Source organism: Algoriphagus sp. (genome assembly GCF_013373065.1).
Taxonomy (GTDB): Bacteria; Bacteroidota; Bacteroidia; order Cytophagales; family Cyclobacteriaceae; genus Algoriphagus.
The window spans coordinates 74,302-100,248 of sequence record NZ_JABXIN010000008.1 but is presented as its reverse complement, the minus strand read 5'-3'; the positions used below and the strand labels follow the sequence as shown (position 1 = coordinate 100,248).

The window sequence follows — 25,947 nt, the reverse complement described above, 5'->3', positions numbered from 1 at the left end:
AGATTATTGATTTAGGCTTTCCATAAATTTCAATTGTCTCCAATGGGGAACCGCTACGGATTTCACCTCCTCACCGAATTGAATCACCAATGGATTTTCAGGATCAAATTCTGGCCATTCAGGTAATCCCTCCCCATTAGGATTTCTAGATTTGATAAAGTTCACCCAATAGGTGGACATCGTCTCTTCCAACTGATAATCTACTTCTTCAAAGGGACGATTCCAGTTTTTTAAGGTATGCAAGGCATAGGCGAACTCCGCAGAATGGAAAGCCCCATAATTAGGTTCTCCCGGTGGGATCCTGGTAAAGTAATACAAGTAGGAAGGCTGAGTGCCATATTGTGCTTGAAGTTTTGCCCAAGTGTAATTCTGAATGCCAAAAAACAACTCCGAAATCAATTGACGAGTTTCTAGCAACTGTTCCTCGTCATCGGCAGGAAAAAGCTCCAAATACTCCCCGGCTCTTCCTCCATACTGTTTTTGGGCATTTTTCCGAAATAAATTCGGCTTCACTTCAGGACCAAGACCGACCCCATCATCTGCATTCCATCCGGTTAGCAAAGGAACATCTGCATATTGACCAGTTTCGATCGCATTTTTCACCGAAGGAATAACCACTCCATCTACAACGGGCGAAAACCTACCGGGTATTTTCAAAAGGCTATCTGCTGAAATTTGCCTCAAGTCATCCAAATCGGTTATCCCATTTTCCTTCAGATTCTCAACATTTCTTTTTTCTACACTTTTTAAACCCGAAACCAAACCATTCCCACGACTTACCATTCCTCCACTTTCGGCGATAGCTTTGTGAAAAAGTCCTTTTGCTTTTGGGGAAACCACGAGCGCATTGACACTAAATGCTCCTGCCGATTGCCCTGCAATGGTTACATTTGAAGGATCACCTCCGAAGGATTGTATATTATTTTTTACCCATTCCAATGCCGCAATTTGGTCCAAAACCCCGTAGTTTCCTGAAACTCCTTCAGGATTTTCCTGACTTAATTCAGGATGGGCCAAAAATCCAAAAATCCCCAACCTGTAATTAATCGTCACTACCACAATCCCCTTCTTTGCCAAAGCTTCCCCATCATACAAGGGCACAGTTCCGGAACCTCCACTAAACCCGCCTCCATGAATCCAAACCATAACAGGTAAAGATTCTGTGGTTTTTTCTGCCGGAGTCCAAACATTGAGGTACAAGCCATCTTCCGAAATAGGCTCTTTTGGAATCAAAAACTCTTCCGACCAAGCAAAAAATGGCACAGGCGGATTTTGTGTAAATGAGGCCGGATTCTCCTTCGTTTCTAACACACCCCCCCAAGGAACCACCGGTTGAGGGGCTTTCCATCTCAGTTCCCCGATGGGAGGAGCTGCAAAGGGAATTCCCTTAAAAACCTTAATGGATTGATCATCTGAAAGTTTTCCGGCAATCATTCCCCCTGTAACTTTGACTTGACTTACCGAAATGGGTTCATCTGCAACTTCTTTTTGACAAGATACAAGGATGATTACCGTGGCTAAAAAGAGTAATTTTCTCATAGGATTGGATTAGCCTATCAAGAAAATCAAAAAAAATATTGTTTCAAAACGATACAATAATCTCACTCATAAAGCAGTACGGGTTTGCTATTTTCACAAGCCACTGATTTAGGAGGAGAGACAAACATACAATCCGAATACCGATTGTTTTTAATATTATCTTCTTGTTGGAGTTCGTTGTATCGTTTGACTTTCGCCAAAAACTCCGGGATGTTAATACTCTTTGGGTAAGCAATATATTCCCAAGGTCCTCCACAAGGCTTGCTGCCTAGGGCAATGAAAGACCAATCTTTCGGATCAGTACAAGGTTGAGATTCGGCAAGCCGCAGTATATCCTGGTACAACACTTCCAAATCATCAGAAAATTCTATCTGATCCCCCGAATCAAAAATAAAACAAGAGGTGAAAACCAAAAACAGAGCAGGCATTAGAAATCGCTTCATCTTTTTATTTTTCATCCCATACGAACTGTTAAATAGTATCGATACAAAAAAAGCTGCCATTATTAGGCAGCTTTACATATTATTTTTTATTGATTAGAATCAGACAACGTCTTCCCCTCTCAACTTGATCACAGCACCATCTAATTGGTCACTGATTCGAATTTGACAGGATAGTCTGGAAGTTGGGTAATATTCCGGAAGATTTTCCAATTGATCCAATTCAACATCAGTGGCTTCTCCTAATTCATCTGGCCCATCCAAAATTTCGACGTGGCAAGTAGCACACAATGCCATCCCTCCACATGTAGCTAAAATCGGGTAATCTGAAGCCTTTAAAACCTCCATGAGGCTTAGCCCCATATCCATTGGTGCCTCGACCTCCTGTCGATTTCCATCCTGATCTTCAACTGTAAATTTTACCATGGCGCAAAGATAAAATTAAAATGCATTGACCCCGTTTACGGTGGTGTATTTAAAGCTGAGCTTTTGATCAGGATACACATATTTGAAGGCAGAATGCATCATGATCGCAGCCTCATGGAATCCGCAAAGAATCAATTTCAATTTTCCTGGATAGGTATTGATATCTCCAATCGCATAGATTCGCTCTACGCCAGTCGAATAATCCCGTGTATCTACTTCGATGGCATTTTTGTCAATAGAAAGTCCCCAATCAGCAATTGGACCCAATTTTGGACTTAGCCCAAAAAGCGGAATCAAGTAATCCGCATCAATCTTAATCTCTGATTTAGACTTGTCTTCCAAGGTTACTGATTCTAGTTTGCCGTCTCCGGAAATCTCTTTCAAATTGGCTGAAAGAATCAAATCAATTTTACCCTCATTAGCCAAATCAAAGACTTTAGAAGCAGAATCTGGTGCGCCACGGAAGGTTTCATTTCTATGAACCAGGGTAACTTTTTTGGCAACTTTGGCTAAATAAATGGTCCAGTCCAAAGCAGAATCTCCTCCACCAGCTAGTACAACACGCTTGTCTCGGAATGTCTCAGGGTTTTTTACCATGTAGGTAACACCTTTCCCTTCAAATTCTTCCAAATTGTCCAAGGCTGGCTTCCGTGGTTCAAAACAACCCAATCCTCCTGCGATGATGATCACCTTCGCATGAACCTTAGTCTTTTCATTTGTCGTAATGAGGTAGCTTCCATCCTCTTGCTTATCCAAATGATCCACTCGCTCTCCTAAGGTGAAAGTAGGTTGGAAAGGCTTGATCTGCTCCATTAAATTATCCACCAACTCCTGTGCTTTGATTTCAGGATAGCCTGGAATATCATAAATCGGCTTTTGCGGGTAAATTTCAGAGAGCTGTCCACCAATTTGAGGAAGGGCATCTATCAAATGACAACGCATTTTAAGCAACCCTGCTTCGAATACTGCAAAAAGCCCTACTGGACCTGCTCCAATGATACAAATATCGGTCTGGATCATATTGAATTATTTTTTAGAGAAAACCCTCCGTTAAATCAAATTGTTCGTATAAATATTATTCGTATACTAATTATTTTTATTCCAGTAGTGTGCCACCCAAATTTTGATAGATGGTATTAAGAATCCGTTTGAATTCCTCAAAATCATGTTCATCTAAATTCTCCCAGGCTTTCTCGCGAATTTGAAGGATTTTTGGACGCAGAGAAGTGACTTTTGACACCCCAGAATCAGTCAAATGAAGCTGAAAACTTCTTCGGTCTTGGGGATGTGGCAATCGTTCCACGTACCCTTTTTTGACCAAAAGGTCAATGATCCGGGTAAGCGTAGGATGATCCTTAAATACCAAGTTTGCCAATTCCGTTTGACTCATGGCTCCGCCCTCCGATAAGTTCTTCAGCACAATCCATTGATCCACCGTCACATCGAAATTACCCTGCTTGAATTGCTGCTGGGCATATTGCTTTACTTTTCGAGCGGTACGATCGAGTAAAAAGGAATATTTGGCAAATTGCTCTTGTGTCATACAAATAGTTAGTGTGACAAATATATGAATTTTATAGATGAATGTTATAACAGCCCCTTTTTTAGACGCAAAACTTGAATACTAGAGATGTTGGATAAATTCTGATATCAGAGTAAATTCTTTCCCTTCACAAAAAATTCGAAAAGGTTTTTCTGAAATTATAATAGAATCTTTTGGAATTGGCTTACCACTCTTAACAAGAGCCTTTTTCACCCAATACACCAATTCCTCAGGCCCTTCTACTTGAATAGATGAAATTTGATGACGCAGCACCACCTTGCCTCTTTTTGAATCGAAAAAGTATTGATCATCTGGCAATAAGTGATTGATCTCTCCTTGAAGAATCAAATCTTCGGGAGTCCCAAAAATTAACGGACTTCCGCAATTGAGAATCCATAGCTGCTGACCGGTTTCGATAGCAATATCCAAATCGTGAGTCACTACCAATACAGCCTTGTTTTGAGTCTTGGCTATCTCTTGCAGCAATTGCATCACTTCGTATCGATTGACCAAGTCTAAATGAGATGTCGGCTCATCCAAGACCATCAACGGACAATTCTGAGCCAATGCTCTAGCAATCATCGCTTTTTGTCGCTGTCCATCGGATAATTCTCCCAATCGTTCCTGACGCAGGTAGTCTATCTTGGTTGCCTCTAGCGCAAGGCTAACTTCCTTTTTATCTTGTTCAGACAGCCTTCCTGACCAACTCAAATAAGGAGTACGTCCCAAAGCCACCAATTGCTCCACTGTCATTTGTGCCGGAAAAATCGGCTCGCTCAAAACCACAGAAAGTTTCTTGGATAAATCGTCTCGATGATAGGAAGAAGGAGAGGCTCCAAACAAATCTATTGACCCTGAAAAAGGCTCCATTTTACCCATTATCGCCTTAATCAGGGTTGATTTCCCTACTCCATTTGGTCCCAACAAGCAGGTCAGTTGTCCCGAACTCAATTCAAAATCCAGATTGGACAAAACCACCTTCTGCTGGTTTCCGATTCCATATCCCAAGGATAGATTTTTGCCGATAAGAACCTGCTGTTTCATTTCAAAACTCCTTGCTAAAGTTGCGTTTGATGACCAAGCCAATCACTACAGGAGCCCCTACTAATGAAGTTACCGCATTGATGGGAAGTGTTTGAGCAGAACCTGGTAACTGACTGATTGTATCGCAGAGCAACAAAAGTCCTGCCCCGACCAAAGCAGAACCAGGAAATAAAACCCGGTGATCGGGGCTTTTCCAAATCAATCGTGCCAAATGCGGAACAGCGATACCCACAAAGGCAATTGGACCGCAAAATGCTGTAATCCCTCCAGCCAAAATTCCGGTGCTAATGATCACCAACCAGCGCAACCGAAGCGAATTTATCCCCATGCTTTCAGCATAGGATTCCCCCAATAAAAGCGCATTGAAGGATCTTGTGGAGGCAAGGACAGGAATAGCACCTATTAGGATCAAAACAGCCAATATTACTACCTGATACCATCCCAATCCACCCAGGCTTCCTAAAGACCAAATGGTATATAATTTCAAAGATTCCGCTTGGGAAAAGTAGGCCATTACCGAAATCAATGCCGAAACAGTAGCTCCAAACATAACCCCGACAATCAAAAGCGTCATACTATCCCGAACACGCCAAGCCACTACGCTGACCAAAAGCAAGATACTTCCTGCTCCAAAAATCCCGGCAAAAGCGGTACTCCATGGGGAAACACCTCCCATCGTAAATCCTAGTGCGGAACCTGCCAATATAAGTATGGCAACACCAAAACCTGCACCTGAACTGATCCCTAGCACATAGGGCCCTGCCAAGGGATTTCGGAAAAATGTTTGCATTTGTAGGCCACTCAAGCTTAATCCAATTCCTACCAAAATTGCTACTAGAGCCTTGGGAAGTCGAAAATTAAGGATGATTTCTCGGTAAGAAGCTCTTTCCCAATGGTCCGTGAAGATCCCCTCTAGAATTTCAGAAAACCCAATTTTCACAGAACCTAAACTCAAATTGAGTAGGAACAATACCCCCAATAGGAAGAGGCATGCCAGAAATAAATAGGAGGTTCTGTTACTTTTCATTCAGCTTTTTATAAAAGTATAATTCATAGTCAGGAAGCAATTCCGGATGAAGAATCTTTACAAGATCCTTTAAAACCAAATCCGGCCTTACATATCCTAACTCAAAATACTCAAATCCTCCTCGAGGCCCTCTTTTTCTACTGTAGGTAAATACCTTTCCTTCTTGAAATGCTCGGAAGATTTGATATCGAGGCTCTTGTTCCTTCATTTCCTCCAAATTCTCAAAATCCGCAGACCCAATCCAATACTCGGAATCCATAGCTCGGTCAATTACAAATTCATAACTGAGCGGAACACTTCCTGTTCCGGCTTGATCTGAAAAAACATAATCTCCACCAGCTTGATTCAAGATTTGAGCTCCCCAACTATCAGACCCCGGAGCAAACCAACTATCCTCATACAACACCCCTGAAAGCACAGTAGGTCGCAATGGATTATTCAAATTTTCAACAGATTCCAAAGCACTTAGATAAGAGTTTTCAATGGAATGAAAAACTTCTTCCGCCTCCTGAAATTTCCCGAACAAAACTCCAGTAAATTTAATCCATTCCGCTCTTCCTAAGGGATGCTGCTCCACATATTCTCCATTAATAAAAGCTGGAATTCCTGCTTGCTCCAGCAATTGGATCTGCTTTAGATCATCTCCAAGGGTCGAAATCATAACCCAATCCGGTTGAAGGTCTATGAGCATTTCAATATTGGCAGATGGTGCTGAACCTAAATCTTGGATACGACCTTTTTCTATCAAGCTCCAAACCTCTGGAGAGGAAATCAAATCCAAATTTGGAAATCCCACCAGCGCTTCAGTCTTTTCCAATAAATCTAAATGCGGAATATGAGTAGTCGATGTGACAATGACTTTATTGATTGGCAATTGAACAAGGGCATCCACCTTTAAAGAAGGGGGCTCAACCCCATTTTCTACTACTAAATATCGAAAGCTTTCCATAGCGCCGGTCCAGGGTTGGAGCACCTCTATGACCCAAAATCCTTCTCCTTTTCGAATGCTAAACCCTTTTGCATAATCAAGAGGAATAATTTCCAAATCCTCCTCTGAGCGTTCTGAAGTTGACCCACAGCCCCAGAAGAAAAGAAGAACAATAACCGAAAATGATAAATACTTCAAGCGATGAGGGGTTTAGCTGACTCAAAGTAAGGCCTTATCCAATCATGGAACAAAATTTTTTTAGACATGCTTTTCCTCAAACCCAGAAATGAACGTATGTTTGAGGCGGAATTAGGTTCCTGACTTTTTCAAATAAAAGTCATGGATTAAAAGGGAATCCGGTTAAAAACCGGAGCTGTCCCCGCAACTGTGAGTCTGGAAAAAGCTTTTGCAAACAAAGCCATTGATCCAATCCTGATACCTATCGGGAAGGTTTGAGAAGGCAGCAAAAGTCAGACAAGCCAGGAGACCTGCCTTTTTCTGATAGATTCTGCGCTTTCGGAGGAAAAGCTGAGAAGACATGCCAACGGAGATTCTTTGGAATCTTCTTCGAACCATTTCTTCCCATTTCTTTCAAGCCCGAATCGAAATGAACCCTATTATTTCGATAAGGCATGATGTTATTTGTTTGGGTAATGTTGCTTTTCGACCAAAAAGTCGAAAAAGCCGACACATTGCTATTACAAGAAATTCAAATCGAAGCCCCTGCATACCAAACCTATGGCCAGGGTAAAAAGCGTATTTCTTGGAATAAGGAGGAATTGAAAAGTTATAAAAACAGATCCTTAGCTGATCTATTAGCAGAAAAAAGCCCGGTTTTCATTCGGCAATATGGCCCGGGAATGCTTGCCTCACCTAATTTTCGTGGAACTTCTGCAGGCCATACTGCGATTTTCTGGAATGGCATCCCCATTAATAGCCCTTCCTTAGGTCAAAGCGATTTATCAATCCTACCCTTGATCATAGCCGATCAAATTGATCTTAGCTATGGGTCGGACGGAGCCCTTTTGGGAAATGAATCCTTAGGAGGTGCCGTCCACCTCTCGACTACCCCTCAATTCAACCAATCTCCAAACCTTTCTATTCTACAGGAAACTGGAAGTTTTGGTAAGTTTCATATCGGATTAGAAGGAAGCTATTCCACTGAAAAGATTGGGATTCAAACCAAAATCTATCATCAAAATAATCCAAATGAATACTCCTACCGGGATTTTTCAGAAGTAGGTTCTCCAGTAAAAAAGCAAGATCATGCGGCTTTTCAACAGCAAGGATTTCAGCAAGATGTTCACTGGAAAATCAATACCAATCAATTACTCAAAACCTCCTACTGGTGGAATAAAGCTAACCGGGAAATCCAACCCATCTTAGGTTCTTTCATACAGGACACCCAATCTGATGAAAGCCACCGAATTTCTCTCCAATATTTTATCCAAAAGCAAAACAGTATTTTAGAATTTCGCTCGGGTTGGGTAAAAGACTCGCAGTATTTCAATCAGATAAAAAATGAGACTTCGAGTATTTTTTTTAATTCAGATTGGAGTATTCACCATTTTTCTGACTGGGAATTTCGATTGGGCGGAAGGGTTTCTTTGAATTCGGGAAATTTCTCTTCCTATTCAGCAAGAGAAACTCGATTAGAAACCTACCAATTCATCAACTTTTCTGGAATAAAACACGTTGACGTTTCCTTTAACCTCCGTCAATTGAAATACGAGAATCAGTGGGTTCCATTTATTCCTTCCTTTGGGCTGAATTGGAAACTTTCACAAGAGTTTTTGCTAAAAGCATCTTTTGGAAAAGGATTTAAAATTCCTACGCTGAACGATCGTTTTTGGGAGCCGGGAGGCAATCCAAATCTTCTTCCGGAGGAAAGTTGGCAAGGAGAAATGGGAGTCTTGTGGCAAAAAGGAAGTTTAGAGTCACAACTTACATTTTATGGAATGGAGGTGGATAATTGGATAATTTGGAAACCTGAAGGATCCATTTGGACGCCTCAAAATTTGCGGAAAGTCCGAAATCGTGGCATTGAATGGGAAAACAAACTTCATAGTTCCTTTGGTCAAAACAAGCTCTTATTCTTTTGGAGCTATACCTTTACCCATTCCGTTAACTTGCCGAATCCAGAAGATCCAACAACCTTTTGGAACCAACAACTGCCCTACACCCCGCGGCACCAGGGGCAGGCTTCACTGAAGCTTTCTAAATCAAAATTCACATTCCAAATCGGCTCACAATATGTGGGGTCAAGAGCAACCACCCTTGACCAAACACGACTATTGAAAGGATATTTCCTTTCCCAAACTCAGTTAGGCCTCGATAATCTAAACTTGGGTCCCTTCAAATACACCATTCAATTTCGAGTTCAAAATCTCTTTAATAAAGAATACCAAGTCCTCTACTTGCGCCCAATGCCAGGAAGATCTTTTCACATCAATTTATCAATCCAACTATGAAAAATAATTTTAATCAATTCATCATTTGCTTAAGCCTCAGCCTTATTCTTTTTTCCTGTATGGAAAATGAACCTGAACGAATTTTGGGTGAGTTTGATTCGGGAATATTAATTATGAATGAAGGTGCTTTTGGAGCAAATGATGGGGAGGTTTCCCATTTAAACCCCAGTAATGGAACCCTAAAAACCAATATTTTCGAAACGGCTAACGGAAGACCTTTTGCTGGTCTATTGGAAGATTTGGTCTATGAAGACGATAAATTATACTTAGTGGCAAATACCGGAAAAATTGAAGTAGTCAATCCTGGGGATTTTACAAGTTTAGGAACTGTAAATTCAGGTTTGGACCAGCCCCGATCATTAACTGTAAATTCGGAAAAGCTTTTTATCTCCGACTATGGTTCATATGATCAAAACTACGGGACACCTAATTCATACATCGCTGTAGTGAAAAACATCTTAGGTGGAAATGTTGCTAAGAAAATCCCAGTCTCCAGAAAGCCCGAAGACTTGATTTCATTTGGAAAATATATACTAGTCGCGGGTTCAGAGGAAAGTAAGGTTCATGTGATCGATGCCGAAAAAGAGGAAGTTATCAAAACTTTGGAAGTAGAAGGAAAACCAGCTGTATTTTATGAAGCTGCCGGAAAAATCTGGCTTTATACTACAGGATCTAATGAAGTGTATTTTTATAGTTTCCATTTAGACAATTTCACCTTAGCCACCACTAATATTTTCCCTATCGAAAATGCAACAGGGAAAATCGCCTTTGGTAATAATGACATTATGTATCTTCTAACTAGCTCTGGATGGCCGGATTACGAAGATGGAATTGCACAAGTTTCAGTATTGGGACCTGAGTTAAACCCCAAGTGGTACAGCGGCTCCGGTTTTTATGGAATTGGCTTTGACAAAACAAGAGGGGAATTATATCTCGCCTATGCCAATGGTTTTCAAGGAAATGGCACAATTACCGTTTTGGATGAAAGTGGTACTGAAAAAAGGAATTTTGAATCTGGAAGAGGACCTTCTGGATTCTTGATGCGATAGACTAAGTAATCACCAAAAGCCTTCTTTTTTGCTGTAAAAAGGAGGCTTTTTATTTCCCGTGCTGCTTCTTTCCTGTCTAAAAACTTAAGTGCGATTTGCTTGAAAACTCTCAAAAAAGATATCCATGAGTTGTCGAGCAAAGGTTAAAGGACTTAGGGTTCCTGCTTTCACATGTTCTTTCTCTGCAGCTAATAATTCTTGCACTTTAGCCTGCTCGTGAAATGCTTTCCCTAGTAAATATTGCACATATTCATCCAACCACTTCAAGCGCTGCTCAGCTCGATTTTTTTCAAAAAACCCAGATTCCAGCATTTTTTGCTGATATTTTTCAATGGTTTCCCAACATTCTCCCAATCCCTCTCCAGTTAGGGATGAACCTGTGATGACGGAAGGATACCATCCATTTTCAGAAGGTGGGAACAAATGAAGTGCATTGCGATAGTGTGTTTTGGCCTTTTTAGCTGCTTGGATATTTTCTCCGTCAGCCTTATTGATCAAAACCCCATCAGCCATCTCCATGATCCCTTTTTTAATCCCCTGAAGTTCATCTCCAGCGCCGGCCAGCATCAATAGAAGAAAAAAGTCAACCATGCCCTTTACAGCTGTTTCGGATTGACCTACCCCTACTGTCTCAACCAAGATCACATCAAAACCAGCTGCCTCACACAAAAGCATGGCCTCTCTGGTTTTTGCACTCACTCCTCCCAAGGTAGAACCCGAAGGACTGGGTCGAATAAAAGCCCGTCGATCAGCTGCTAATTTCTCCATCCGGGTTTTATCACCCAAAATGCTTCCTTTTGTTTTTTGACTGGAGGGATCGACTGCCAAGACAGCAACCTTTTTTCCTTTCTCCAGCAGTATGGTACCAAAAGCCTCGATGAACGTACTTTTTCCCACTCCCGGAACTCCCGTGATTCCGATTCGAATGGATTTACCTGAAAAAGGTAAAATCGCCTGAACTAAAGAACTGGCTAAAACCGAATCCGAAGGCAGATTACTTTCTATTAAGGTAATTGCCTGAGCCAAAACAGCCCTATCTCCAGCTAAGATCCCAGCTTTATATTCCTCAACAGATTTACGGTTTTTAATCATCGTTTTTAAAGGTAAATCGACTTTCCCCCATTGGAGATTTTTCAAAAGTTGCTATTAAATACGACTCCCATTCATTTGGAAAATAAGGTTCAACTGGAGAAAGGGTAATTTCAGGTTGAAGCTTTTGGGAGAAAAAATAAACCGTGGTTTTTCCATACTTTGTATGAGGAAGAGCCTCTCCAAATTCTTTCATCCAAAGCGGCTCATCATCCAGGGCATAAATCGCATAGATTCGTTTTACAGGTCCGGTATTATTTTCATTTCTATAAAAACCTATTTCTTCATATTTGCCCTCAAACCTCTCCAAACCAGGTTGTGTTAGACTATCAACACCGATATACAAGATCAAGGCTAATACAAAAAAAACAATTACCAGAAATAAGCGACGAGACTTCATCAAATCATTAGGGGTTCAAACCATTTGGCCTTAATTTAGCCCAAAATTCTGAAAATGGGATTTGAATACATAAAAGCACTTCACATCATTTTTGTAGTTACCTGGTTTGCAGGACTATTCTACATTGTGCGTCTGTTTATTTATCAGACCGAAGCCATGGAACGGCCAGAATCAGAAAGGGCCATCTTAAAACCTCAACTGGATTTGATGGCATCAAGGTTATGGTATATAATCACCTGGCCATCGGCCATTCTGACCTTAATCTTTGGGATTTGGATTTTGAGTTATCGGATGGGATACCTTCAGCTGGGGTTTATGCATGCAAAATTAGGATTTGTGGTTCTTTTATATGGATACCATTTGGGATGCCATTTTATTTTTAAAGAAATCCAAAAAGGTCGAACTCGTTGGTCCTCCACTCAGTTACGAATTTGGAATGAAGTCTCCACTCTACTTCTCTTTGCCATTGTATTTTTGATTGTTCTCAAAAGTACATTGAGTATGGTTTGGGGGATTGTTAGCCTGGTTGGACTTGGGGTATTGTTAATGCTTGGGATTAAGATTTATAAAAAATACAGAACTAATTAGTGATCGAATGAAGACTTTACAGCGGCTTTTTATCGCTTTCTTGATAGTTGGAGCCTTTTGGCAATGCCAAGGCACCAAAGAAGAAGTTGAAGACTCAAAGCTTCCTATTTTAGGAAACTGGCATGTTAATGAAATCGAGATAGAAGGAAATGTACTACGAGACACGGTCTATCATGAAATAGCTGATTTCGAATTCACCAATCAAATGGGGCAAAAGGTTTCCAAAGCGGACGTTTCAGGAAAAATTTACGTGGCTGATTTCTTTTTTACTACCTGCCCGACTATTTGTCCTATCATGAAAAAAGAAATGCTTCGGGTTTATGAAACCTATAAGGACAATCCCAATTTTCTCATTTTAAGCCATACCATCGATCCTACCCATGATACCCAGGAGGTTTTGAAATCCTATGCAGAAAAGCTAGGGGTAGAAGATGCCAGCACTTGGAATTTCCTGACCGGGGATGCTGAAAAAATTTATGAAATCGGTCAAACAAGCTACTTGACAACAGCAATGGAAGACCAAAATGAACCCGGTGGTTTTTTACATAGTGGTGCCTTTGTTTTAGTGGATGGAGAAGGCCATATCCGTGGGGTTTACGATGGAACGAAAAGTGACCAAGTGGACCGTTTGATTCGCGACATCCCAAAATTACTAAAACCATGAAATATAGCCTTTGGGGCATCTTTTTGGCCTTGTTTATAGCTTGTGCTCCAAAAAGTACCGAAGAAGAAAATTACCTCTCAGAAATTTCAGACCCAGAGGTCATGAAATATGCCATCCACGGCAAAACCCTCTATGAGAATTATTGTGGAAATTGCCACCAGAATGATGGGAAAGGCTTGGGAAAATTGATTCCTCCGTTGCGAGAGGCGGATTACTTTAGAAAAAGTGTCCACCGAACGGTTTGGATTATGCGTCACGGCCAAGAAGGAGAAATCATCGTGAATGGGGAAAAATACGATCAGGCAATGCCAGCTAATTCAGCGTTAAAACCTTTGGAAATTGCCCAGATTGCAACCTATCTGTACAATATTTGGGGAATGAATGAGGGAGTCATCACTTCTTCTGAAGTTGAAAAATACCTTCGATCCAAACCAGAAATTCCCTAATCCTATTCGGTACCTAACAATTTATCTGCCTTATCCAAGGCCGCTTTGATATCTTCGTTGACCTTTTGAACCTTGATCATTTGATCTTCCAAGTAGGCCTTCACCTCTTCTGGTGTACGATCTCCATCCTCCGTTTCGTACTGACGCATCCAAACAAACATTCCTTCGTAAGCCTGCGAAAGATCATATGCCAAGGCTTTCAACTCCTCAACTTGAAGGGTATCTATTTCTGGATTGGATTCAAGCTCTTCCACTCGATTAAGGGCTTCGCGCTCCAAATTTTTAAGCTTTCCCATCAAGGGCATTACTTCATCATGCACTCCAATTACCTCAGCACGAAGGTTTTTATTTTCATCAGAAATGCTCGGACCACAGCCCACTAACAATAAAATTGTGAATAAAGTAAAAATGAATGTATTTCTCTTCATGTGTTTGAATAATTAAAGGGATAATTTACAATTTAATCTTTAATTAATTAAATATTTTATGATTGAAAATAGATGGAGCAAATATAAATTCCTCATGCTATTTTTAACCAAAATTTGACAATAAAATGAAGCCTTTTTGTTTTGCCGACGGGAAATTTATCCACACAGAAGACGCAACCATCCATCCTGCTGACTTAGGTTTGATTCGAGGATACGGAATTTTCGATTTCTTCAGAACCGTCAATTACAAGCCTTTATTTCTGGAGGACTATTTGGATCGCTTCATGAATTCGGCAAAGAAAACCTACCTTCCACTTCCTTACTCCAAAGAACAGTTAGGAGCAATCATTCGGGAATTAATTGAAAAAAACGACCTCAAGGAAGGTGGTATTCGAATGGTCTTGAGCGGAGGTGTTTCAGAAAATCACTTTTCACCAGCTAATGGCAAACTTTTCGTCTTTGCTGAAGATTTGATTTTTCCTGCAAAAGAAAAATATGAGCGCGGAATCAAACTACTTTCCTTGGAACATGTTAGACCCATTGCTTCAATAAAAACAACGAATTATTCCTTGGCTGTTTGGCACTCCCATATTTGGAAAGAGCAAGGAGCAGAGGATGTGCTCTATCATTGGAATAAATATGTTAGCGAAAGTTCTAGAAGTAACTTTTTCATTGTAAAAAATGGAGAAATCATCACTCCTTCAGAGAATATTTTACTGGGAATTACTCGAAAAAATATTCTGAACCTAGCGAAGGTGCCAGTACACATTCGACCCCTTACTTTGATCGAAGCATTAGAAGCTGATGAGGCATTTATTACGTCCACAACAAAAATACTGCTCCCTGTTACTCAAATTGACGAACAAAAAATAGGAAACGGTCAACCAGGGCCAATTTCAATGGACCTACTTGACCGTTTTAGAAAGCATGAACAATCGCTGATTTAATTCAATAAAAGACTTATTGAACCAATTCTGCATCTTGTAAAATATACATCAGCTTTTCGGGGTCTTTGGCGTTCAAGGTCAATTTACCCCTCACTTTTACCCGCTTAGAAGTGTATTTTATTGGATCTCGAAGCATCACTTCCATCACAGTTTCAGGACCTCCTGAGCCGCAAAAAAAGCACTCTGCCAAAGGCAAGCTCGAAAGAATGATATGCTCGGGCTTAAACATACCTTCAAATGGAATAATGTATCCGTCTGCTTCCACTGTTTTGCCTTCCAACTTTTTGATATTTTCTGAAAAAACAGGAACATACAACTCCCCAAATTCATCTTCGCTGATTTTATAACTTACCTCAGCCAAACTTCGCCAGACATTCGTATCCTGAGCTTTTGCAGAACCTAAACTCAAGATCATCAGACCTAAACTGGCAAGCAAAAAGACGTATTTTCTATTCATTTTATCTTGATTATTTTTTCATCAATTGATCAGCAATACTTGTGCGGTATGCCGACCAGGCTGGTAGCAAAGAACCGACCAATCCAACTCCTAACGCATAAATCACTATCCAAAGTTCGGCAGGTAAGAAAATCCAAGCTTCCAAGCCTGCCCCAACTCCTGTCTCATTTTGAGATGCAAGAGCCGCCAAAAATACATGACCCAATAAAATCCCGAGTATTGACCCAAGAAAAGTCAAAGCAAGTCCCTCCATTAGTATCAATAGCAAAAGTTGAAAGCGACTGGCTCCTATTGCCCGAAGTACAGCTAGATCATAGCGTCGTTCTTTCAAAGAATTGTACAGCGCGATAAAAATTCCCAAGCCTGAAATGATAATCAATACATAAGCCAGGCCTTCAAGAATTTTGACTCCTACTCCCAATAATTCAAATAATCTGGAAATTTCAAATGAAGGGGAAGCCGCTTGCATAGACGTATTTGAATTGATCATTCGAGGCAATTGTACCGCAGCCATTGGACTTCGGTATTGAACTAACAAAGAGGTTACTTCCCGTTCTTGGTCCGATTCTGGAAATCCTGTTTTAGCAACTTCCTGATGAAATTTTTCATGATGATCGGACTCATTTTCAGAGGACTCATCCTTAGTTTCCGATTCATCATGGGTAAACCAAACAGATTCAATAGAGGTTAAAACCAGTCGATCCAAAACATTTCCTTTGGGTTCCAAAATCCCCACCACCCTGAAAGCATGCTCATCATGATCATGACTTCCTTCACTGATTCCATGGCTTCCTGAGAAGGAATCCCCAACTTTAAATCCAGATTTTTCAGCGACCACAGCTCCCAAAACGACTTCGAATGGTTCATTCCAAGCCTCTCCTTCTGAAAATACCGCTTGGTAGAGAGTTAAGTAATCATGATTCGTACCGACAATCCGATAACCTTGAAAATTATCTCCAAGGGCAAGCGGGATTGTTTGCTTGACCAATCTGCTTCGAGAAAGTCGAATAGCCTCCTCCATAGGAATATTTCCTGTTGGAAAATCCACGTGATAGACACTGGAAAGAATCAATTGCAAAGGACTGCCTTTTGCTCCTACAACCAAATCAATCCCCTCAGCGTCCTGGGTCATCTTTTTTTCAAATTGATCCTGAACCAGTAATAAAACTGTGATGATGGCCAAACCTAAGGAGAGTAGAAACACATTCAAACCGGTTGTGAGCGGCCGATGAGTCAGGTATTTCCAACTTAGCTTTAATAAATTCATGACGGCTGCACTTGGATAAAGTTTGAGATTTGATCTTTCACGCGCTGATCATGGGTCACAATGATCAATGCAGCCTCAATTTTCTCTGCTTGCTTTTGGAGCAAGTCGATCACTTTGTGAGCATTTTCATCATCCAAACTGGAAGTCGGCTCATCTGCTAAAATTAATCGAGGACGATTAATCAAAGCGCGGGCAATTGAAACCCGCTGCGCCTCCCCTTCGCTTAAGCTTGAAACCGAAGAATTTGCTTTTGAGGTAAGACTAAGCTCTTCCAAAAGACTCTCCAATCCCAATCCCTTTTTCTTGGAAAAATAGCGGGCCATTTGAAGATTTTCTTTCACCGATAGAGGTGCCAACAAATGAGGTTTTTGAAAAACAAAGCCAATATTTTCACCTCGAAATCGGTCAGCTTTTACACCTTGGAGTGCATTTACCTCCACTCCATCTAAGACAACTGTTCCGGATTTTGGCGCCAATAGTCCCGCAATTAAATTTAACAAGGTGGTTTTACCACTTCCAGATTTACCCAAAACAAGCAATGATTCACCCGCATCCAAAGCGATATCCGGAAAATGATAGTCAGACTGCCCGGGATGGGCAAATTGTAAATCTTTGGTATGGAAAAGCATACGATTATTTTACAGGAATGGAAACCTCAAAGGTGGTACCTTTACCTACTTCGCTTGTAAAAGTGATATCCCCACCCATTACTTCCAAACACTTTTTGACGATGGAAAGCCCGAGACCTGATCCCTCCACTATTCCAACATTCTTTGCTCGAAAAAAACGATCAAAAAGCTGACTTTGTTCGGATTTATGGATTCCTATTCCAAAATCCTCAACCTTCCCTTTTAACATTCCATCTTCGAAATCGAGGGTAAAAATCACATTCCCATTTTCTTTGGAATATTTGATGGCATTAGAAAGCAAATTCTCAAAGACTTGGTATAACAATTCTGAGTCGGAGGTAATTGTCTTTGGCAGCTTTCCCAAATTGGTTGTGACTTTCACCCCATTTTCGATTCCTGCTTTCACAGTATCCAACAGTTCCTTCACAAAAGCCCCTAAGAACATTTTTTTAGGCTTGAATTCCATCTGATTTGCATCAGCTTTGCCAAAAAACAACACACTGGTCAAAAGATTATTCAAAGCCCGTACAGAATTCTCGATTTTAAAAGCATGCTTGGTAATTTTAGGCTTAAAAGGATGGTCTTTTTCAGCATACATCTGAAGCAATTGAGCTGAACTCAGAATGGAGGTTAAAGGTGTTTTGAATCCATGAGATACATTCAAAACAATACGGGATTTAAGCTCATTGATTTCTCTTTCCTTCTCCAGTGCTTTGGTAAGTTCTTTGTTGGCTTCATAAAGCTCTGCAGTTCGAATTCGTACTTTCTCTTCCAGCTCATTATTGAGTTTTTGAAGTTCTTTTTCCTTTCGGTCTTTAAAAATCGCCAACTCAATCACCATATTGAGTTCACGGATATTAAAAGGCTTAATTACATAGGCACTAGGATTGGTTCCGACTACTTTATTGAGGGTCTCAGCATCTGAACTTGCACTTAGGTAAACTACCGGAATGTCATATTTTTCATTAATGATTTCAGTAGTCTTGATTCCATCCAAGTCTCCCGCCAAATTGATATCCATCATCACAATATCTGCCTGCTGCTCTTCCAGAATATCCAATGCCTTTTCACCCGTATCGGCAATCCCAATGATTTCGTGATTATTTTTTTCTAAAGCTCGCTGCAGTAGCAAGGCAGAAACAGAGTCATCTTCTACGATGAGGATTTTGAGGCTAAACATGTAAGATTAAGTCAAAATGAATCTAAACGGGAAAATACAAAAATTATGATTCGGTTAATGGAATTTCAACATTAGCAATGGTACCTTCTCCTTTTTTACTTTGAATTTGAATTTTACCTCCCAAAATTTTTACCAAATTTTTTGTGATAGTCATTCCCAAACCCGTTCCTTCAAATTGTCGCTGATTTCCCGTACTTTCTTGTTCGAATGGTTGAAATACTTTTGGCAAAAACTCTTCAGAAATCCCCACACCTCGGTCAGCAACTTCCAAAATCAAATTCCCCTCATTCTCCGAAACTGTGACCGTGATTTCTCCTTGGTCAGAATATTTGATGGCATTTCCAATAAGATTATTGAGAATTATTTCCGTAAAACGCTGATCTAAAGGCCCATTGATATCATTTTTCAAGAATTTGGTGGTAATCTTTAAGCCCTTTTTTGAGGCTAAGGAATGGAGAGGAGGAATGACCTTTTCGATAAAGGCATTTATCGCTGTATCCGTTTTGATGACCTTCATCTTCTTTGCCTCAATCTTTGCCATATCCAAAATAGAGGTGATGGTAGTCAATAACCGCTCTCCACTTTGAAGGATGATATCCAATTCAGCGAGCAGCTTGGGATCATTCTGCCGTGTCATCATCACATGTTCAGTTCCTCCTAAAATCACATTTAAGGGAGTTCGGATCTCATGGCTAACATTGGACAAAAGACTGGTTTTAAAACGATTAGCTTCTTCGGCTTTTTCTTTGGCCTCGCGAAGTTTTTTCTCAATCTCTTTCTCAGCAGTGACATCCCGAAAAACAGTTAGTAAAAGTTGGCCACTTTCTAATTTAGAAGGGATTTGTTTGAGATAAATCTCCATCTCCATTTTACCGATTGGCCAAAAAACCTCCTTTTCGAAGGTTTCTCCTTCTTGGGGCAAGGCTTTCAATTTAGCCGCATATACTTCACAAAAGGAATTATCGCTGAGGACTTCCGATAGATTCGACCCTTTCAATTGCTCTTCCTCTCGAAGTAACCAATGAGTAAATACAGGATTCACTGCAATTATTTTTTCTCCATCAATTGTAAGCAATAAAGCGTCTTTTGAGCTATCCCAAACATTTTTAAATTGTTCTTCAGCTCTTGCCTTTTCCTGGTCTTTCCGATCAACTACCGTTCTTAGGATCCCCAATTTTCGAAGTTGTGAATAAAAAGACTGGATCAAAACACCTAAACCAATCAGGAATAAAGCAAGCAGCAGAATAAACCAAAACCGAAGATAAAATGGCTGAAGAACTTCGAAAGTTGCTGTTTGAAAAGTCGGAGAATTACGTTCTCCTTCAAATGAAGCTTTAATTTCGAATTGATAATTTCCAGGAGGGATATTTGGGTAAAAAATCCGATTCGACTTGGGATCCTTCAGCAGCTCCCAATCTTCTTCCAAACCTATAAGGCGATATTGAACCCACAACTCCTTCTCGCGATTGAATGCAATTGCTGAAAAATCAATTTCAAGCGTATTATCAGTATAGGAGGTCTCGACTTTGGATCCCCCAAGTATTTCATCACCTCCAAGTTTGACTGAATTGAGATTAAGTCGAGGTATTCCTTTAGAAATGAATTTTTCATCTTGGAAGTAAATCGTCAACCCTTCAACTGTACCAATTAAAATTCGATTTTCATTTCCTTCGATTAAAGCTCCCCTATTCGTTTCATTATTGGGCAAGCCAGATTTATCATTAAAATGAAGTAAGGAATCTCCGGTGTATTTAAAGACGCCATCATCGGTCCCAAACCATTTTGCCCCTTGGCTATCTTCTAAAATGGAAAAAACGGGATTATTGATTGGTTTACCAACCGGAAAATAAGGCTCCACTTCATTACCCGAAATTTGTTTTACGCCACCTTCTGTTCCAAGTAACAGCCCCTGTTCTGTCTCTAGATAATCATACCCTTCGGCAATTAATATTCCTGGCAATTGGATCAAAGGCCTTGGATTTTCTAACCGACTGGCACGCATGACCATCATCCTGCCATCTGAAAGTTTCCCAGCTTTTCGTAGATGATAAAAATTCCCCTCGAATACTTCTTCTAATTTATCTTGGATCCCATTTTTATACAGCTCTTGTCCCCGATCATGAATCGATGCTAAATAGAGATTTCTAGAACTTGTAATAATCAAACTATCCCCTGCAACTTGAACAGATGCGATGTTTTCCTCCTCAGGAGGAGAGAAAATCTCAATTCGGTCAGTTTGCAAATCCAGCCTCCCTACTCCATTAAAGGAGGCGGAAAACCAAACTCCCCCATTTACTGCTGTGGAAAAATTCACTATTCGACTAGTAGGAGCAACCCCTGAGGATGGGTATTCATAGAGGGTTTTTATACCAGTTCTTGATATTTTTTGAATTCCATTATTGAATCCAAGCAAATATTCTCCTGAGGGTAAGAGGGTAATAGCAGTCACTTCATCAGAAAGCAAGCCTGATTGCAAGCGGGAATAATTTTGAAAAGCCAAATTATTGATATTAGCGAGCCCCCTGCTACTCACTAACCAAAGCAATCCTTCTTGATCAATCATAAAGTCTTGCAACATGAAAACTCTAAAAATATCCTCTGAATCAATCAATAATGGTCGTCTGGTACCAAATTTTAATTTCCTCAGCCCTGAATTAAAAAAGTAAAACACACTTCCTTTGGAGAATTCCATCCCCAAGAGATTGTTGTAGGAAGGGTAATTTTGATTAAAATCTTGATCTAAGATTACTTGAGGATTTGTTGGTGAAGATCCTTTTGCCAAGTATCCTTTCCCCAAAAAATAAAACTCCCCTGTTTCAAGGCATTTTTTAACCATCAAAGGAGGAGAAGGTAAGGAAATCCCATCTAAGGAGACTGGTTCCCATTTATCCTTGAAAACATAGGGCCCAAACCCCATAAAATAAAATATGGATTGGTCCTTATCACCTCCCCAATGGGTTAGTACAACATTTTTGAATGGCTCTTTATAATACCTTCTTGCTTCGCCAGTGCCTTGAAAATGAAAAAGGTAATCCGGCACATCAATCAAATACTCCTTTTTAGAATCTTCCCCTTTGGTAAAGAATTTAATGAAACCCAAAAGTCCGGCATCCTCTAATCCTTGAAATCGAACTTCCTCCCAATCACCATATCCTCCTTTATAAAACTTAAATTCCCCCCGGTCATTGTAAAGCCAAATCGCACCATCTTCATCCCTGTGAATGGATATCTGATAATCAAACTCTGATCGAAGTGAATCAGGAATGGAATAAGTTTGGATCCCATCCGAATAAAAAACTCCCCTAGATGTAGAAAACCAGATCCTTCCCAACGTATCCTGTTCGATTTGAAAAATATTTTGAACAGGCAGATTGACCCCTTTGGGATTCAAATCAAACTTAAAGGTTTGACCAGACAGGTTTCCTCCAACGAAGAGAAAGCCAAGCCATAAACCCAAAAAGAGGAAGCGATTCATTATTCACAAGTTATAAAAAGATCGGAAATGCAGAATTACATGGATATTGTTTTGCTTTTCTTTTGTCAGCGGACGCTTTCTTTTATTTTTGTGCGAAACTTTAACAAACGAAGCATGAGTGTACTAGTCAATAAAAATTCCAAGGTGATCGTTCAAGGATTCACCGGCTCTGAAGGTTCTTTTCACGCCCAGCAAATGATCGAATACGGGACCCAGGTTGTGGGTGGTGTTACTCCTGGCAAAGGAGGCACGATGCATTTGGGCAAGCCTGTCTTTAATTCTGTAGAAGAAGCTGTGGAAAAGACTGGTGCAGACACTTCCATCATCTTTGTTCCGCCAGCATTTGCTGCTGACGCAATCATGGAAGCCGCTGACGCAGGCATCAAAGTGATAATCGCGATCACCGAGGGTATTCCAGTTGCAGATATGATGAGAGCTAAGCCTTACATCAAAGAGCGTGGCGCAGTGCTAATCGGACCTAACTGCCCTGGCGTAATCACTCCAGGAGAAGCTAAGGTAGGTATCATGCCTGGCTTTGTTTTCAAAAAAGGTAGAATCGGTATCGTATCCAAATCTGGAACCTTGACTTACGAAGCTGCTGATCAAGTAGCAAAAGCTGGTCTTGGTGTATCTACTGCTATTGGTATCGGAGGAGATCCAATCATTGGAACTTCTACCAAGCAAGCCGTAGAAATGCTTATGAACGATCCAGAAACTGATGCCATCGTCATGATCGGTGAAATCGGTGGTAACTACGAAGCCGAAGCTGCACGTTGGATTCGTGAGACAGGTAACAAAAAACCTGTTGTAGGATTCATCGCAGGACAGACAGCACCTCCAGGAAGAAGAATGGGACATGCTGGAGCGATTATCGGTGGAGCTGATGATACAGCTGCTGCCAAAATGAGAATTATGAGAGAAAATGGCATCCATGTCGCAGAATCTCCTGCTGAGATTGGCGAGACCATGGCAAAAGCCTTGGGCGTAGATGCATAATTAAGCTTTCCGATGTCTGATATCGGATAAGAATTTCGGAAACCGCTTCGATTGATTTCGAAGCGGTTTTTTATTACCCCATGCACTTAATCAAAGAGATCCATCTACCTTTGTGCTTCGAAAATTTAGATCATGCTTTCTGTCGATAATGTAGCCGTCATTCACAGCGGCAATACCCTTTTCAGCAATGTTTCCTTTGCCATCAATCCAACTGATAAAATCGCCCTCATGGGTAAAAATGGCGCTGGAAAATCCACTTTACTGAAAATCATAGCTGGAGTAAATAAGCCCAGTTCCGGTTCAGTCTCTTACCCAAAGGACTTTGTCGTTGCTTACCTTCCTCAGCATCTCCTTATTTCGGACGAGTGCACGGTTGCAGAGGAAACTTCAAAAGCATTTGCAGACTACCTCAACATGAAGTCCGAAATAGATCAAATCAATGAAGAGTTGACTAGGCGGACAGATTACGAGTCTGAAGAATATTTCAAACTCATTGAAAAAGTTTCCGAACTGAGTGAAAAATTCTATGCGATTGAAGAAGTCAACTATGAGGCAGAAGTAGAAAAGGTATTGTTGGGACTTGGTTTCACCAGGGAAGACCTTAATCGACCGACTTCAGAATTTTCCGGTGGCTGGAGAATGCGAATTGAACTGGCTAAGATTCTTCTGAAAGAGCCTGATTTGATCTTATTGGATGAACCTACCAACCACTTGGATATCGAGTCTATCCAATGGCTTGAGGAATTCCTCATGAATAAGGCCAAAGCTGTTGTGGTAATTTCCCACGACCGCGCTTTTGTTGACAATATCACCACCCGAACTATCGAGGTGACTATGGGAAGGATTTACGACTACAAGGCGAAATATTCTCACTACCTCGAGCTTCGAAAGGAACGTAGAGAGCAGCAACAAAAACAGTACGAAGAACAGCAAAAATTCATTGCAGAGACTACTGAATTTATTGAGCGATTTAAAGGAACCTATTCCAAAACGCTCCAGGTGCAGTCTAGAGTAAAAATGCTGGAAAAGTTGGAAATCATTGAAGTGGATGAAGTGGACACTTCAGCCCTTAAACTTCGGTTCCCACCCTCTCCACGCTCAGGAAACTATCCTGTGGTGGTAGAAGATATGAGCAAAAACTATGGCGATCACGTAGTCTTCAGAAACGCTAGTTTGCGGCTAGAGCGAGGACAAAAGGTAGCTTTTGTCGGTAAAAACGGAGAAGGTAAATCCACCATGATCAAAGCCATCATGGGAGAGATCGACTTTGAAGGAAAGTGTGAATTGGGACACAATGCCATGGTCGGCTATTTCGCCCAAAATCAAGCTTCGCTTTTGGATGAAGGTTTGACAATTTTTGAAACCATTGACCATATCGCAGTGGGTGAAATCCGAACTAAGATCAAGGATATCTTGGGAGCCTTTATGTTTAAAGGTGACGATATCAACAAAAAAGTGAAAGTTCTTTCGGGAGGTGAAAAAACCCGTTTGGCAATGATCAAATTATTATTGGAACCAGTAAACCTCCTGATTTTAGATGAGCCGACCAACCATCTGGACATGAAAACCAAAGATATCATCAAGGATGCCTTGAAAGCTTTTGACGGCACATTGATCGTGGTTTCTCACGACAGGGACTTTTTAGATGGTTTGGTGACCAAGGTTTTTGAATTTGGCAACAAACGAGTAAAAGAACACTTTGAGGATATCAACGGATTCCTAAGAAACAAAAAGATTGAGAATTTGAAAGAGGTTGAGAAATAGCTCTTTACGTAAGTTGTAAACAGAAAAATTTGTAAGTAGTAAGTTGATATCAAAACAACTTACTACTTACCTCTAACCTCTTACATTCTTTACTTTATCGGAGAGAAAGGCAAAGTCTTTAGAAACACTGCATCTACTTTTTCTACGATTTTTCCATTGGCCTCAGACTCATCTCTGGCCTTTATCCATTCAGGGTCATTTCGGAAGTTTTCAAAAGCTTGATCGAATTGGGCACGATCTGCATGACCTAGCAAGTAAACCAATTTGGGTTGACTTCCATCTTTTTCGACAGTTTGGAAGTATGGATAATTGATCAAGCCCTGCTTGGCAAACAAATCTTGTGTATGATCTCTGAATCGCTTTTCAAGGTCAGGCAACTTATTATCAAAACAGGTATATGTTCGCAATTGAAAAATTCCAGAAGTACCCGAAATGGCTTTTTCATTTAATCCCGGAGCAGGAACCATATATATTTCCTGAATAGATTGAACCAAAGGACCATTTTTTCTCGATTCTTCATAAGCCTTTTTCCAATCAGGATCGTTCAAAAACTTCTGCCACATTTGATCCCGAGAAGGAACATCAGGATAGCCTAGGATGTAGTACAATTTATTTTCATTGGGATCAGTTGGAAGAAAATAGGCGATATTTTCCATTCCGGCTTTTTCAAAAAGAAACCTTGTATGATTTTCAAACCGACTGACCAAGTCTTGTAATTTACCGGGATGGGCTGTGTAAATCCGGAGCTCATAGTAATTTGAATTCTTCAAAGGCTGCTGTTGCGCCCAAAGGGTAAAGGAGAAGAACAACAGAAATATACTACCAAATAAAGTTTTCATAATGGGGTGAAGGGTTTGGTTGAATCATCAAAATACTTCATTTCAACAAAAAAGGCTATCGTTTTTTTCGATAGCCCTTCAAATCCTTTTTTTTTTGTCTTACATCAATCGCTTGATAGTCCAAACAATGATCGCAAATAGAAACATAATGATCGAGATCTTATTGATCCCATGCATCATCCGAAGATTGAAGTTTGTTTTCTTATTGGGATCTGGTTTTTGAAATACTCGGATGAAATAGTTGCCTACTTCCCCCAATTTGAAAAACTCCTTGACTTTATTTTTCTCCGCCATTTTTTTCTCGCTTTTCT

26 protein-coding genes and 1 riboswitch are annotated in these 25,947 nt (G+C 40.5%); of the genes, 8 read left to right on the top strand and 18 right to left on the bottom strand.

Features of this window, described 5'->3' with window-relative positions:
- Positions 1–3 precede the first annotated feature (3 nt).
- The 8 genes from HWE15_RS06455 to HWE15_RS06420 all read right to left on the bottom strand — a co-directional run bounded on the left by HWE15_RS06455 (position 4) and on the right by HWE15_RS06420 (position 7,145).
- A complete protein-coding gene (locus tag HWE15_RS06455) occupies positions 4–1,539 on the bottom strand; it encodes a carboxylesterase family protein (protein WP_290506692.1) in 1,536 nt (511 codons plus the stop codon).
- A 62-nt stretch (positions 1,540–1,601) separates the two neighbouring features.
- Positions 1,602–1,982: a hypothetical protein gene (locus tag HWE15_RS06450; RefSeq protein ID WP_290506691.1), complete on the bottom strand. Its 381-nt coding sequence runs from the start codon at positions 1,980–1,982 to the stop codon at positions 1,602–1,604.
- Between the two features lie 99 nt (positions 1,983–2,081).
- A complete protein-coding gene (locus HWE15_RS06445; RefSeq protein WP_290506690.1) occupies positions 2,082–2,405 on the bottom strand; it encodes a 2Fe-2S iron-sulfur cluster-binding protein in 324 nt (107 codons plus the stop codon).
- A 15-nt stretch (positions 2,406–2,420) separates the two neighbouring features.
- Positions 2,421–3,425, bottom strand: a complete 1,005-nt coding sequence (locus HWE15_RS06440) for an NAD(P)/FAD-dependent oxidoreductase (RefSeq protein ID WP_290506689.1) — start codon at positions 3,423–3,425, stop codon at positions 2,421–2,423.
- Between the two features lie 76 nt (positions 3,426–3,501).
- The gene (locus HWE15_RS06435; RefSeq protein ID WP_290506688.1) at positions 3,502–3,948 is read right to left on the bottom strand and encodes a MarR family winged helix-turn-helix transcriptional regulator; all 447 of its coding nucleotides are present in this window, start codon (positions 3,946–3,948) and stop codon (positions 3,502–3,504) included.
- An 81-nt stretch (positions 3,949–4,029) separates the two neighbouring features.
- Positions 4,030–4,992 carry an ABC transporter ATP-binding protein gene (locus HWE15_RS06430; RefSeq protein ID WP_290506687.1) on the bottom strand — a complete coding sequence of 321 codons (963 nt, stop codon included), beginning with the start codon at positions 4,990–4,992 and terminating at the stop codon, positions 4,030–4,032.
- A gap of 1 nt (position 4,993) precedes the next feature.
- Positions 4,994–6,019, bottom strand: a complete 1,026-nt coding sequence (locus HWE15_RS06425; RefSeq protein ID WP_290506686.1) for an iron ABC transporter permease — start codon at positions 6,017–6,019, stop codon at positions 4,994–4,996.
- Positions 6,009–7,145, bottom strand: coding sequence for an ABC transporter substrate-binding protein (locus tag HWE15_RS06420; protein WP_290506685.1), 1,137 nt, complete (start codon positions 7,143–7,145; stop codon positions 6,009–6,011). The genes HWE15_RS06425 and HWE15_RS06420 overlap by 11 nt, the downstream gene beginning before the upstream one ends.
- Positions 7,146–7,241: 96 nt before the next feature.
- Positions 7,242–7,458: riboswitch (cobalamin riboswitch) on the top strand.
- Between the two features lie 121 nt (positions 7,459–7,579).
- Between HWE15_RS06420 and HWE15_RS06415 the strand changes: the two genes are divergently transcribed.
- A complete protein-coding gene (locus HWE15_RS06415) occupies positions 7,580–9,418 on the top strand; it encodes a TonB-dependent receptor (protein WP_290506684.1) in 1,839 nt (612 codons plus the stop codon).
- Positions 9,415–10,467, top strand: coding sequence for a YncE family protein (locus HWE15_RS06410; protein WP_290506683.1), 1,053 nt, complete (start codon positions 9,415–9,417; stop codon positions 10,465–10,467). The genes HWE15_RS06415 and HWE15_RS06410 overlap by 4 nt, the downstream gene beginning before the upstream one ends.
- A gap of 84 nt (positions 10,468–10,551) precedes the next feature.
- Here HWE15_RS06410 and meaB read toward each other — a convergent pair whose 3' ends face one another.
- The gene (gene meaB, locus HWE15_RS06405) at positions 10,552–11,559 is read right to left on the bottom strand and encodes a methylmalonyl Co-A mutase-associated GTPase MeaB (protein WP_290506682.1); all 1,008 of its coding nucleotides are present in this window, start codon (positions 11,557–11,559) and stop codon (positions 10,552–10,554) included.
- Positions 11,552–11,956: a hypothetical protein gene (locus HWE15_RS06400; protein WP_290506681.1), complete on the bottom strand. Its 405-nt coding sequence runs from the start codon at positions 11,954–11,956 to the stop codon at positions 11,552–11,554. Before HWE15_RS06400 ends, meaB begins: the two co-directional genes overlap by 8 nt.
- 54 nt (positions 11,957–12,010) lie before the next feature.
- On the opposite strand from HWE15_RS06400, the gene HWE15_RS06395 reads away from it, so the two are divergent.
- The 3 genes from HWE15_RS06395 to HWE15_RS06385 are packed head-to-tail and all read left to right on the top strand — an operon-like array spanning position 12,011 to position 13,654.
- Positions 12,011–12,544 (top strand): CopD family protein, encoded by a 534-nt coding sequence (locus tag HWE15_RS06395; RefSeq protein WP_290506680.1) that lies wholly within the window; start codon positions 12,011–12,013, stop codon positions 12,542–12,544.
- Positions 12,545–12,551: 7 nt separating this feature from the next.
- Positions 12,552–13,208: an SCO family protein gene (locus tag HWE15_RS06390; RefSeq protein ID WP_290506679.1), complete on the top strand. Its 657-nt coding sequence runs from the start codon at positions 12,552–12,554 to the stop codon at positions 13,206–13,208.
- Positions 13,205–13,654: a cytochrome c gene (locus HWE15_RS06385; protein WP_290506678.1), complete on the top strand. Its 450-nt coding sequence runs from the start codon at positions 13,205–13,207 to the stop codon at positions 13,652–13,654. The genes HWE15_RS06390 and HWE15_RS06385 overlap by 4 nt, the downstream gene beginning before the upstream one ends.
- A 2-nt stretch (positions 13,655–13,656) precedes the next feature.
- Here the strand turns inward: HWE15_RS06385 and HWE15_RS06380 are convergent, their stop codons facing one another.
- Positions 13,657–14,082, bottom strand: coding sequence for a hypothetical protein (locus tag HWE15_RS06380; protein WP_290506677.1), 426 nt, complete (start codon positions 14,080–14,082; stop codon positions 13,657–13,659).
- Positions 14,083–14,207: 125 nt separating this feature from the next.
- Between HWE15_RS06380 and HWE15_RS06375 the strand changes: the two genes are divergently transcribed.
- Positions 14,208–15,029: an aminotransferase class IV gene (locus tag HWE15_RS06375; protein WP_290506676.1), complete on the top strand. Its 822-nt coding sequence runs from the start codon at positions 14,208–14,210 to the stop codon at positions 15,027–15,029.
- Between the two features lie 13 nt (positions 15,030–15,042).
- Here HWE15_RS06375 and HWE15_RS06370 read toward each other — a convergent pair whose 3' ends face one another.
- The 5 genes from HWE15_RS06370 to HWE15_RS06350 are packed head-to-tail and all read right to left on the bottom strand — an operon-like array spanning position 15,043 to position 22,037.
- Positions 15,043–15,486 carry a hypothetical protein gene (locus HWE15_RS06370; RefSeq protein ID WP_290506675.1) on the bottom strand — a complete coding sequence of 148 codons (444 nt, stop codon included), beginning with the start codon at positions 15,484–15,486 and terminating at the stop codon, positions 15,043–15,045.
- Positions 15,487–15,496: 10 nt separating this feature from the next.
- Positions 15,497–16,753 (bottom strand): FtsX-like permease family protein, encoded by a 1,257-nt coding sequence (locus HWE15_RS06365; RefSeq protein ID WP_290506674.1) that lies wholly within the window; start codon positions 16,751–16,753, stop codon positions 15,497–15,499.
- The gene (locus HWE15_RS06360) at positions 16,750–17,382 is read right to left on the bottom strand and encodes an ABC transporter ATP-binding protein (RefSeq protein ID WP_290506673.1); all 633 of its coding nucleotides are present in this window, start codon (positions 17,380–17,382) and stop codon (positions 16,750–16,752) included. The genes HWE15_RS06365 and HWE15_RS06360 overlap by 4 nt, the downstream gene beginning before the upstream one ends.
- Positions 17,383–17,386: 4 nt before the next feature.
- Complete coding sequence (locus HWE15_RS06355; RefSeq protein ID WP_290506672.1) at positions 17,387–18,562, bottom strand: ATP-binding protein; 1,176 nt, start codon at positions 18,560–18,562, stop codon at positions 17,387–17,389.
- Positions 18,563–18,605: 43 nt separating this feature from the next.
- Complete coding sequence (locus HWE15_RS06350; protein ID WP_290506671.1) at positions 18,606–22,037, bottom strand: ATP-binding protein; 3,432 nt, start codon at positions 22,035–22,037, stop codon at positions 18,606–18,608.
- 114 nt (positions 22,038–22,151) lie between these two features.
- Here HWE15_RS06350 and sucD point away from each other — a divergent pair, with 114 nt between their 5' ends.
- Positions 22,152–23,033: a succinate--CoA ligase subunit alpha gene (sucD, locus tag HWE15_RS06345; protein ID WP_290506722.1), complete on the top strand. Its 882-nt coding sequence runs from the start codon at positions 22,152–22,154 to the stop codon at positions 23,031–23,033.
- A 132-nt stretch (positions 23,034–23,165) separates the two neighbouring features.
- Complete coding sequence (locus HWE15_RS06340) at positions 23,166–24,797, top strand: ABC-F family ATP-binding cassette domain-containing protein (RefSeq protein WP_290506670.1); 1,632 nt, start codon at positions 23,166–23,168, stop codon at positions 24,795–24,797.
- Between the two features lie 89 nt (positions 24,798–24,886).
- Here HWE15_RS06340 and HWE15_RS06335 read toward each other — a convergent pair whose 3' ends face one another.
- Complete coding sequence (locus tag HWE15_RS06335) at positions 24,887–25,636, bottom strand: NIPSNAP family protein (RefSeq protein ID WP_290506669.1); 750 nt, start codon at positions 25,634–25,636, stop codon at positions 24,887–24,889.
- A 99-nt stretch (positions 25,637–25,735) separates the two neighbouring features.
- Positions 25,736–25,930 carry a DUF6728 family protein gene (locus HWE15_RS06330; protein WP_290506668.1) on the bottom strand — a complete coding sequence of 65 codons (195 nt, stop codon included), beginning with the start codon at positions 25,928–25,930 and terminating at the stop codon, positions 25,736–25,738.
- Positions 25,931–25,947 lie beyond the last annotated feature (17 nt).

What these genes read in the sequence shown, in the direction of transcription:
- sucD (WP_290506722.1), top strand. Translation starts at nt 22,152, where the DNA reads ATGAGTGTACTAGTCAATAAAAATTCCAAGGTGATCGTTCAAGGATTC.
- HWE15_RS06375 (WP_290506676.1), top strand. Translation starts at nt 14,208, where the DNA reads ATGAAGCCTTTTTGTTTTGCCGACGGGAAATTTATCCACACAGAAGAC.
- HWE15_RS06330 (WP_290506668.1), bottom strand. Translation starts at nt 25,930, where the DNA reads ATGGCGGAGAAAAATAAAGTCAAGGAGTTTTTCAAATTGGGGGAAGTA.
- HWE15_RS06335 (WP_290506669.1), bottom strand. Translation starts at nt 25,636, where the DNA reads ATGAAAACTTTATTTGGTAGTATATTTCTGTTGTTCTTCTCCTTTACC.
- HWE15_RS06435 (WP_290506688.1), bottom strand. Translation starts at nt 3,948, where the DNA reads ATGACACAAGAGCAATTTGCCAAATATTCCTTTTTACTCGATCGTACC.
- HWE15_RS06385 (WP_290506678.1), top strand. Translation starts at nt 13,205, where the DNA reads ATGAAATATAGCCTTTGGGGCATCTTTTTGGCCTTGTTTATAGCTTGT.
- HWE15_RS06365 (WP_290506674.1), bottom strand. Translation starts at nt 16,753, where the DNA reads ATGAATTTATTAAAGCTAAGTTGGAAATACCTGACTCATCGGCCGCTC.
- HWE15_RS06395 (WP_290506680.1), top strand. Translation starts at nt 12,011, where the DNA reads ATGGGATTTGAATACATAAAAGCACTTCACATCATTTTTGTAGTTACC.
- meaB (WP_290506682.1), bottom strand. Translation starts at nt 11,559, where the DNA reads ATGATTAAAAACCGTAAATCTGTTGAGGAATATAAAGCTGGGATCTTA.
- HWE15_RS06410 (WP_290506683.1), top strand. Translation starts at nt 9,415, where the DNA reads ATGAAAAATAATTTTAATCAATTCATCATTTGCTTAAGCCTCAGCCTT.
- HWE15_RS06340 (WP_290506670.1), top strand. Translation starts at nt 23,166, where the DNA reads ATGCTTTCTGTCGATAATGTAGCCGTCATTCACAGCGGCAATACCCTT.
- HWE15_RS06445 (WP_290506690.1), bottom strand. Translation starts at nt 2,405, where the DNA reads ATGGTAAAATTTACAGTTGAAGATCAGGATGGAAATCGACAGGAGGTC.
- HWE15_RS06400 (WP_290506681.1), bottom strand. Translation starts at nt 11,956, where the DNA reads ATGAAGTCTCGTCGCTTATTTCTGGTAATTGTTTTTTTTGTATTAGCC.
- HWE15_RS06390 (WP_290506679.1), top strand. Translation starts at nt 12,552, where the DNA reads ATGAAGACTTTACAGCGGCTTTTTATCGCTTTCTTGATAGTTGGAGCC.
- HWE15_RS06355 (WP_290506672.1), bottom strand. Translation starts at nt 18,562, where the DNA reads ATGTTTAGCCTCAAAATCCTCATCGTAGAAGATGACTCTGTTTCTGCC.
- HWE15_RS06430 (WP_290506687.1), bottom strand. Translation starts at nt 4,992, where the DNA reads ATGAAACAGCAGGTTCTTATCGGCAAAAATCTATCCTTGGGATATGGA.
- HWE15_RS06425 (WP_290506686.1), bottom strand. Translation starts at nt 6,019, where the DNA reads ATGAAAAGTAACAGAACCTCCTATTTATTTCTGGCATGCCTCTTCCTA.
- HWE15_RS06415 (WP_290506684.1), top strand. Translation starts at nt 7,580, where the DNA reads ATGATGTTATTTGTTTGGGTAATGTTGCTTTTCGACCAAAAAGTCGAA.
- HWE15_RS06370 (WP_290506675.1), bottom strand. Translation starts at nt 15,486, where the DNA reads ATGAATAGAAAATACGTCTTTTTGCTTGCCAGTTTAGGTCTGATGATC.
- HWE15_RS06360 (WP_290506673.1), bottom strand. Translation starts at nt 17,382, where the DNA reads ATGCTTTTCCATACCAAAGATTTACAATTTGCCCATCCCGGGCAGTCT.
- HWE15_RS06350 (WP_290506671.1), bottom strand. Translation starts at nt 22,037, where the DNA reads ATGAATCGCTTCCTCTTTTTGGGTTTATGGCTTGGCTTTCTCTTCGTT.
- HWE15_RS06380 (WP_290506677.1), bottom strand. Translation starts at nt 14,082, where the DNA reads ATGAAGAGAAATACATTCATTTTTACTTTATTCACAATTTTATTGTTA.
- HWE15_RS06450 (WP_290506691.1), bottom strand. Translation starts at nt 1,982, where the DNA reads ATGAAGCGATTTCTAATGCCTGCTCTGTTTTTGGTTTTCACCTCTTGT.
- HWE15_RS06440 (WP_290506689.1), bottom strand. Translation starts at nt 3,425, where the DNA reads ATGATCCAGACCGATATTTGTATCATTGGAGCAGGTCCAGTAGGGCTT.
- HWE15_RS06455 (WP_290506692.1), bottom strand. Translation starts at nt 1,539, where the DNA reads ATGAGAAAATTACTCTTTTTAGCCACGGTAATCATCCTTGTATCTTGT.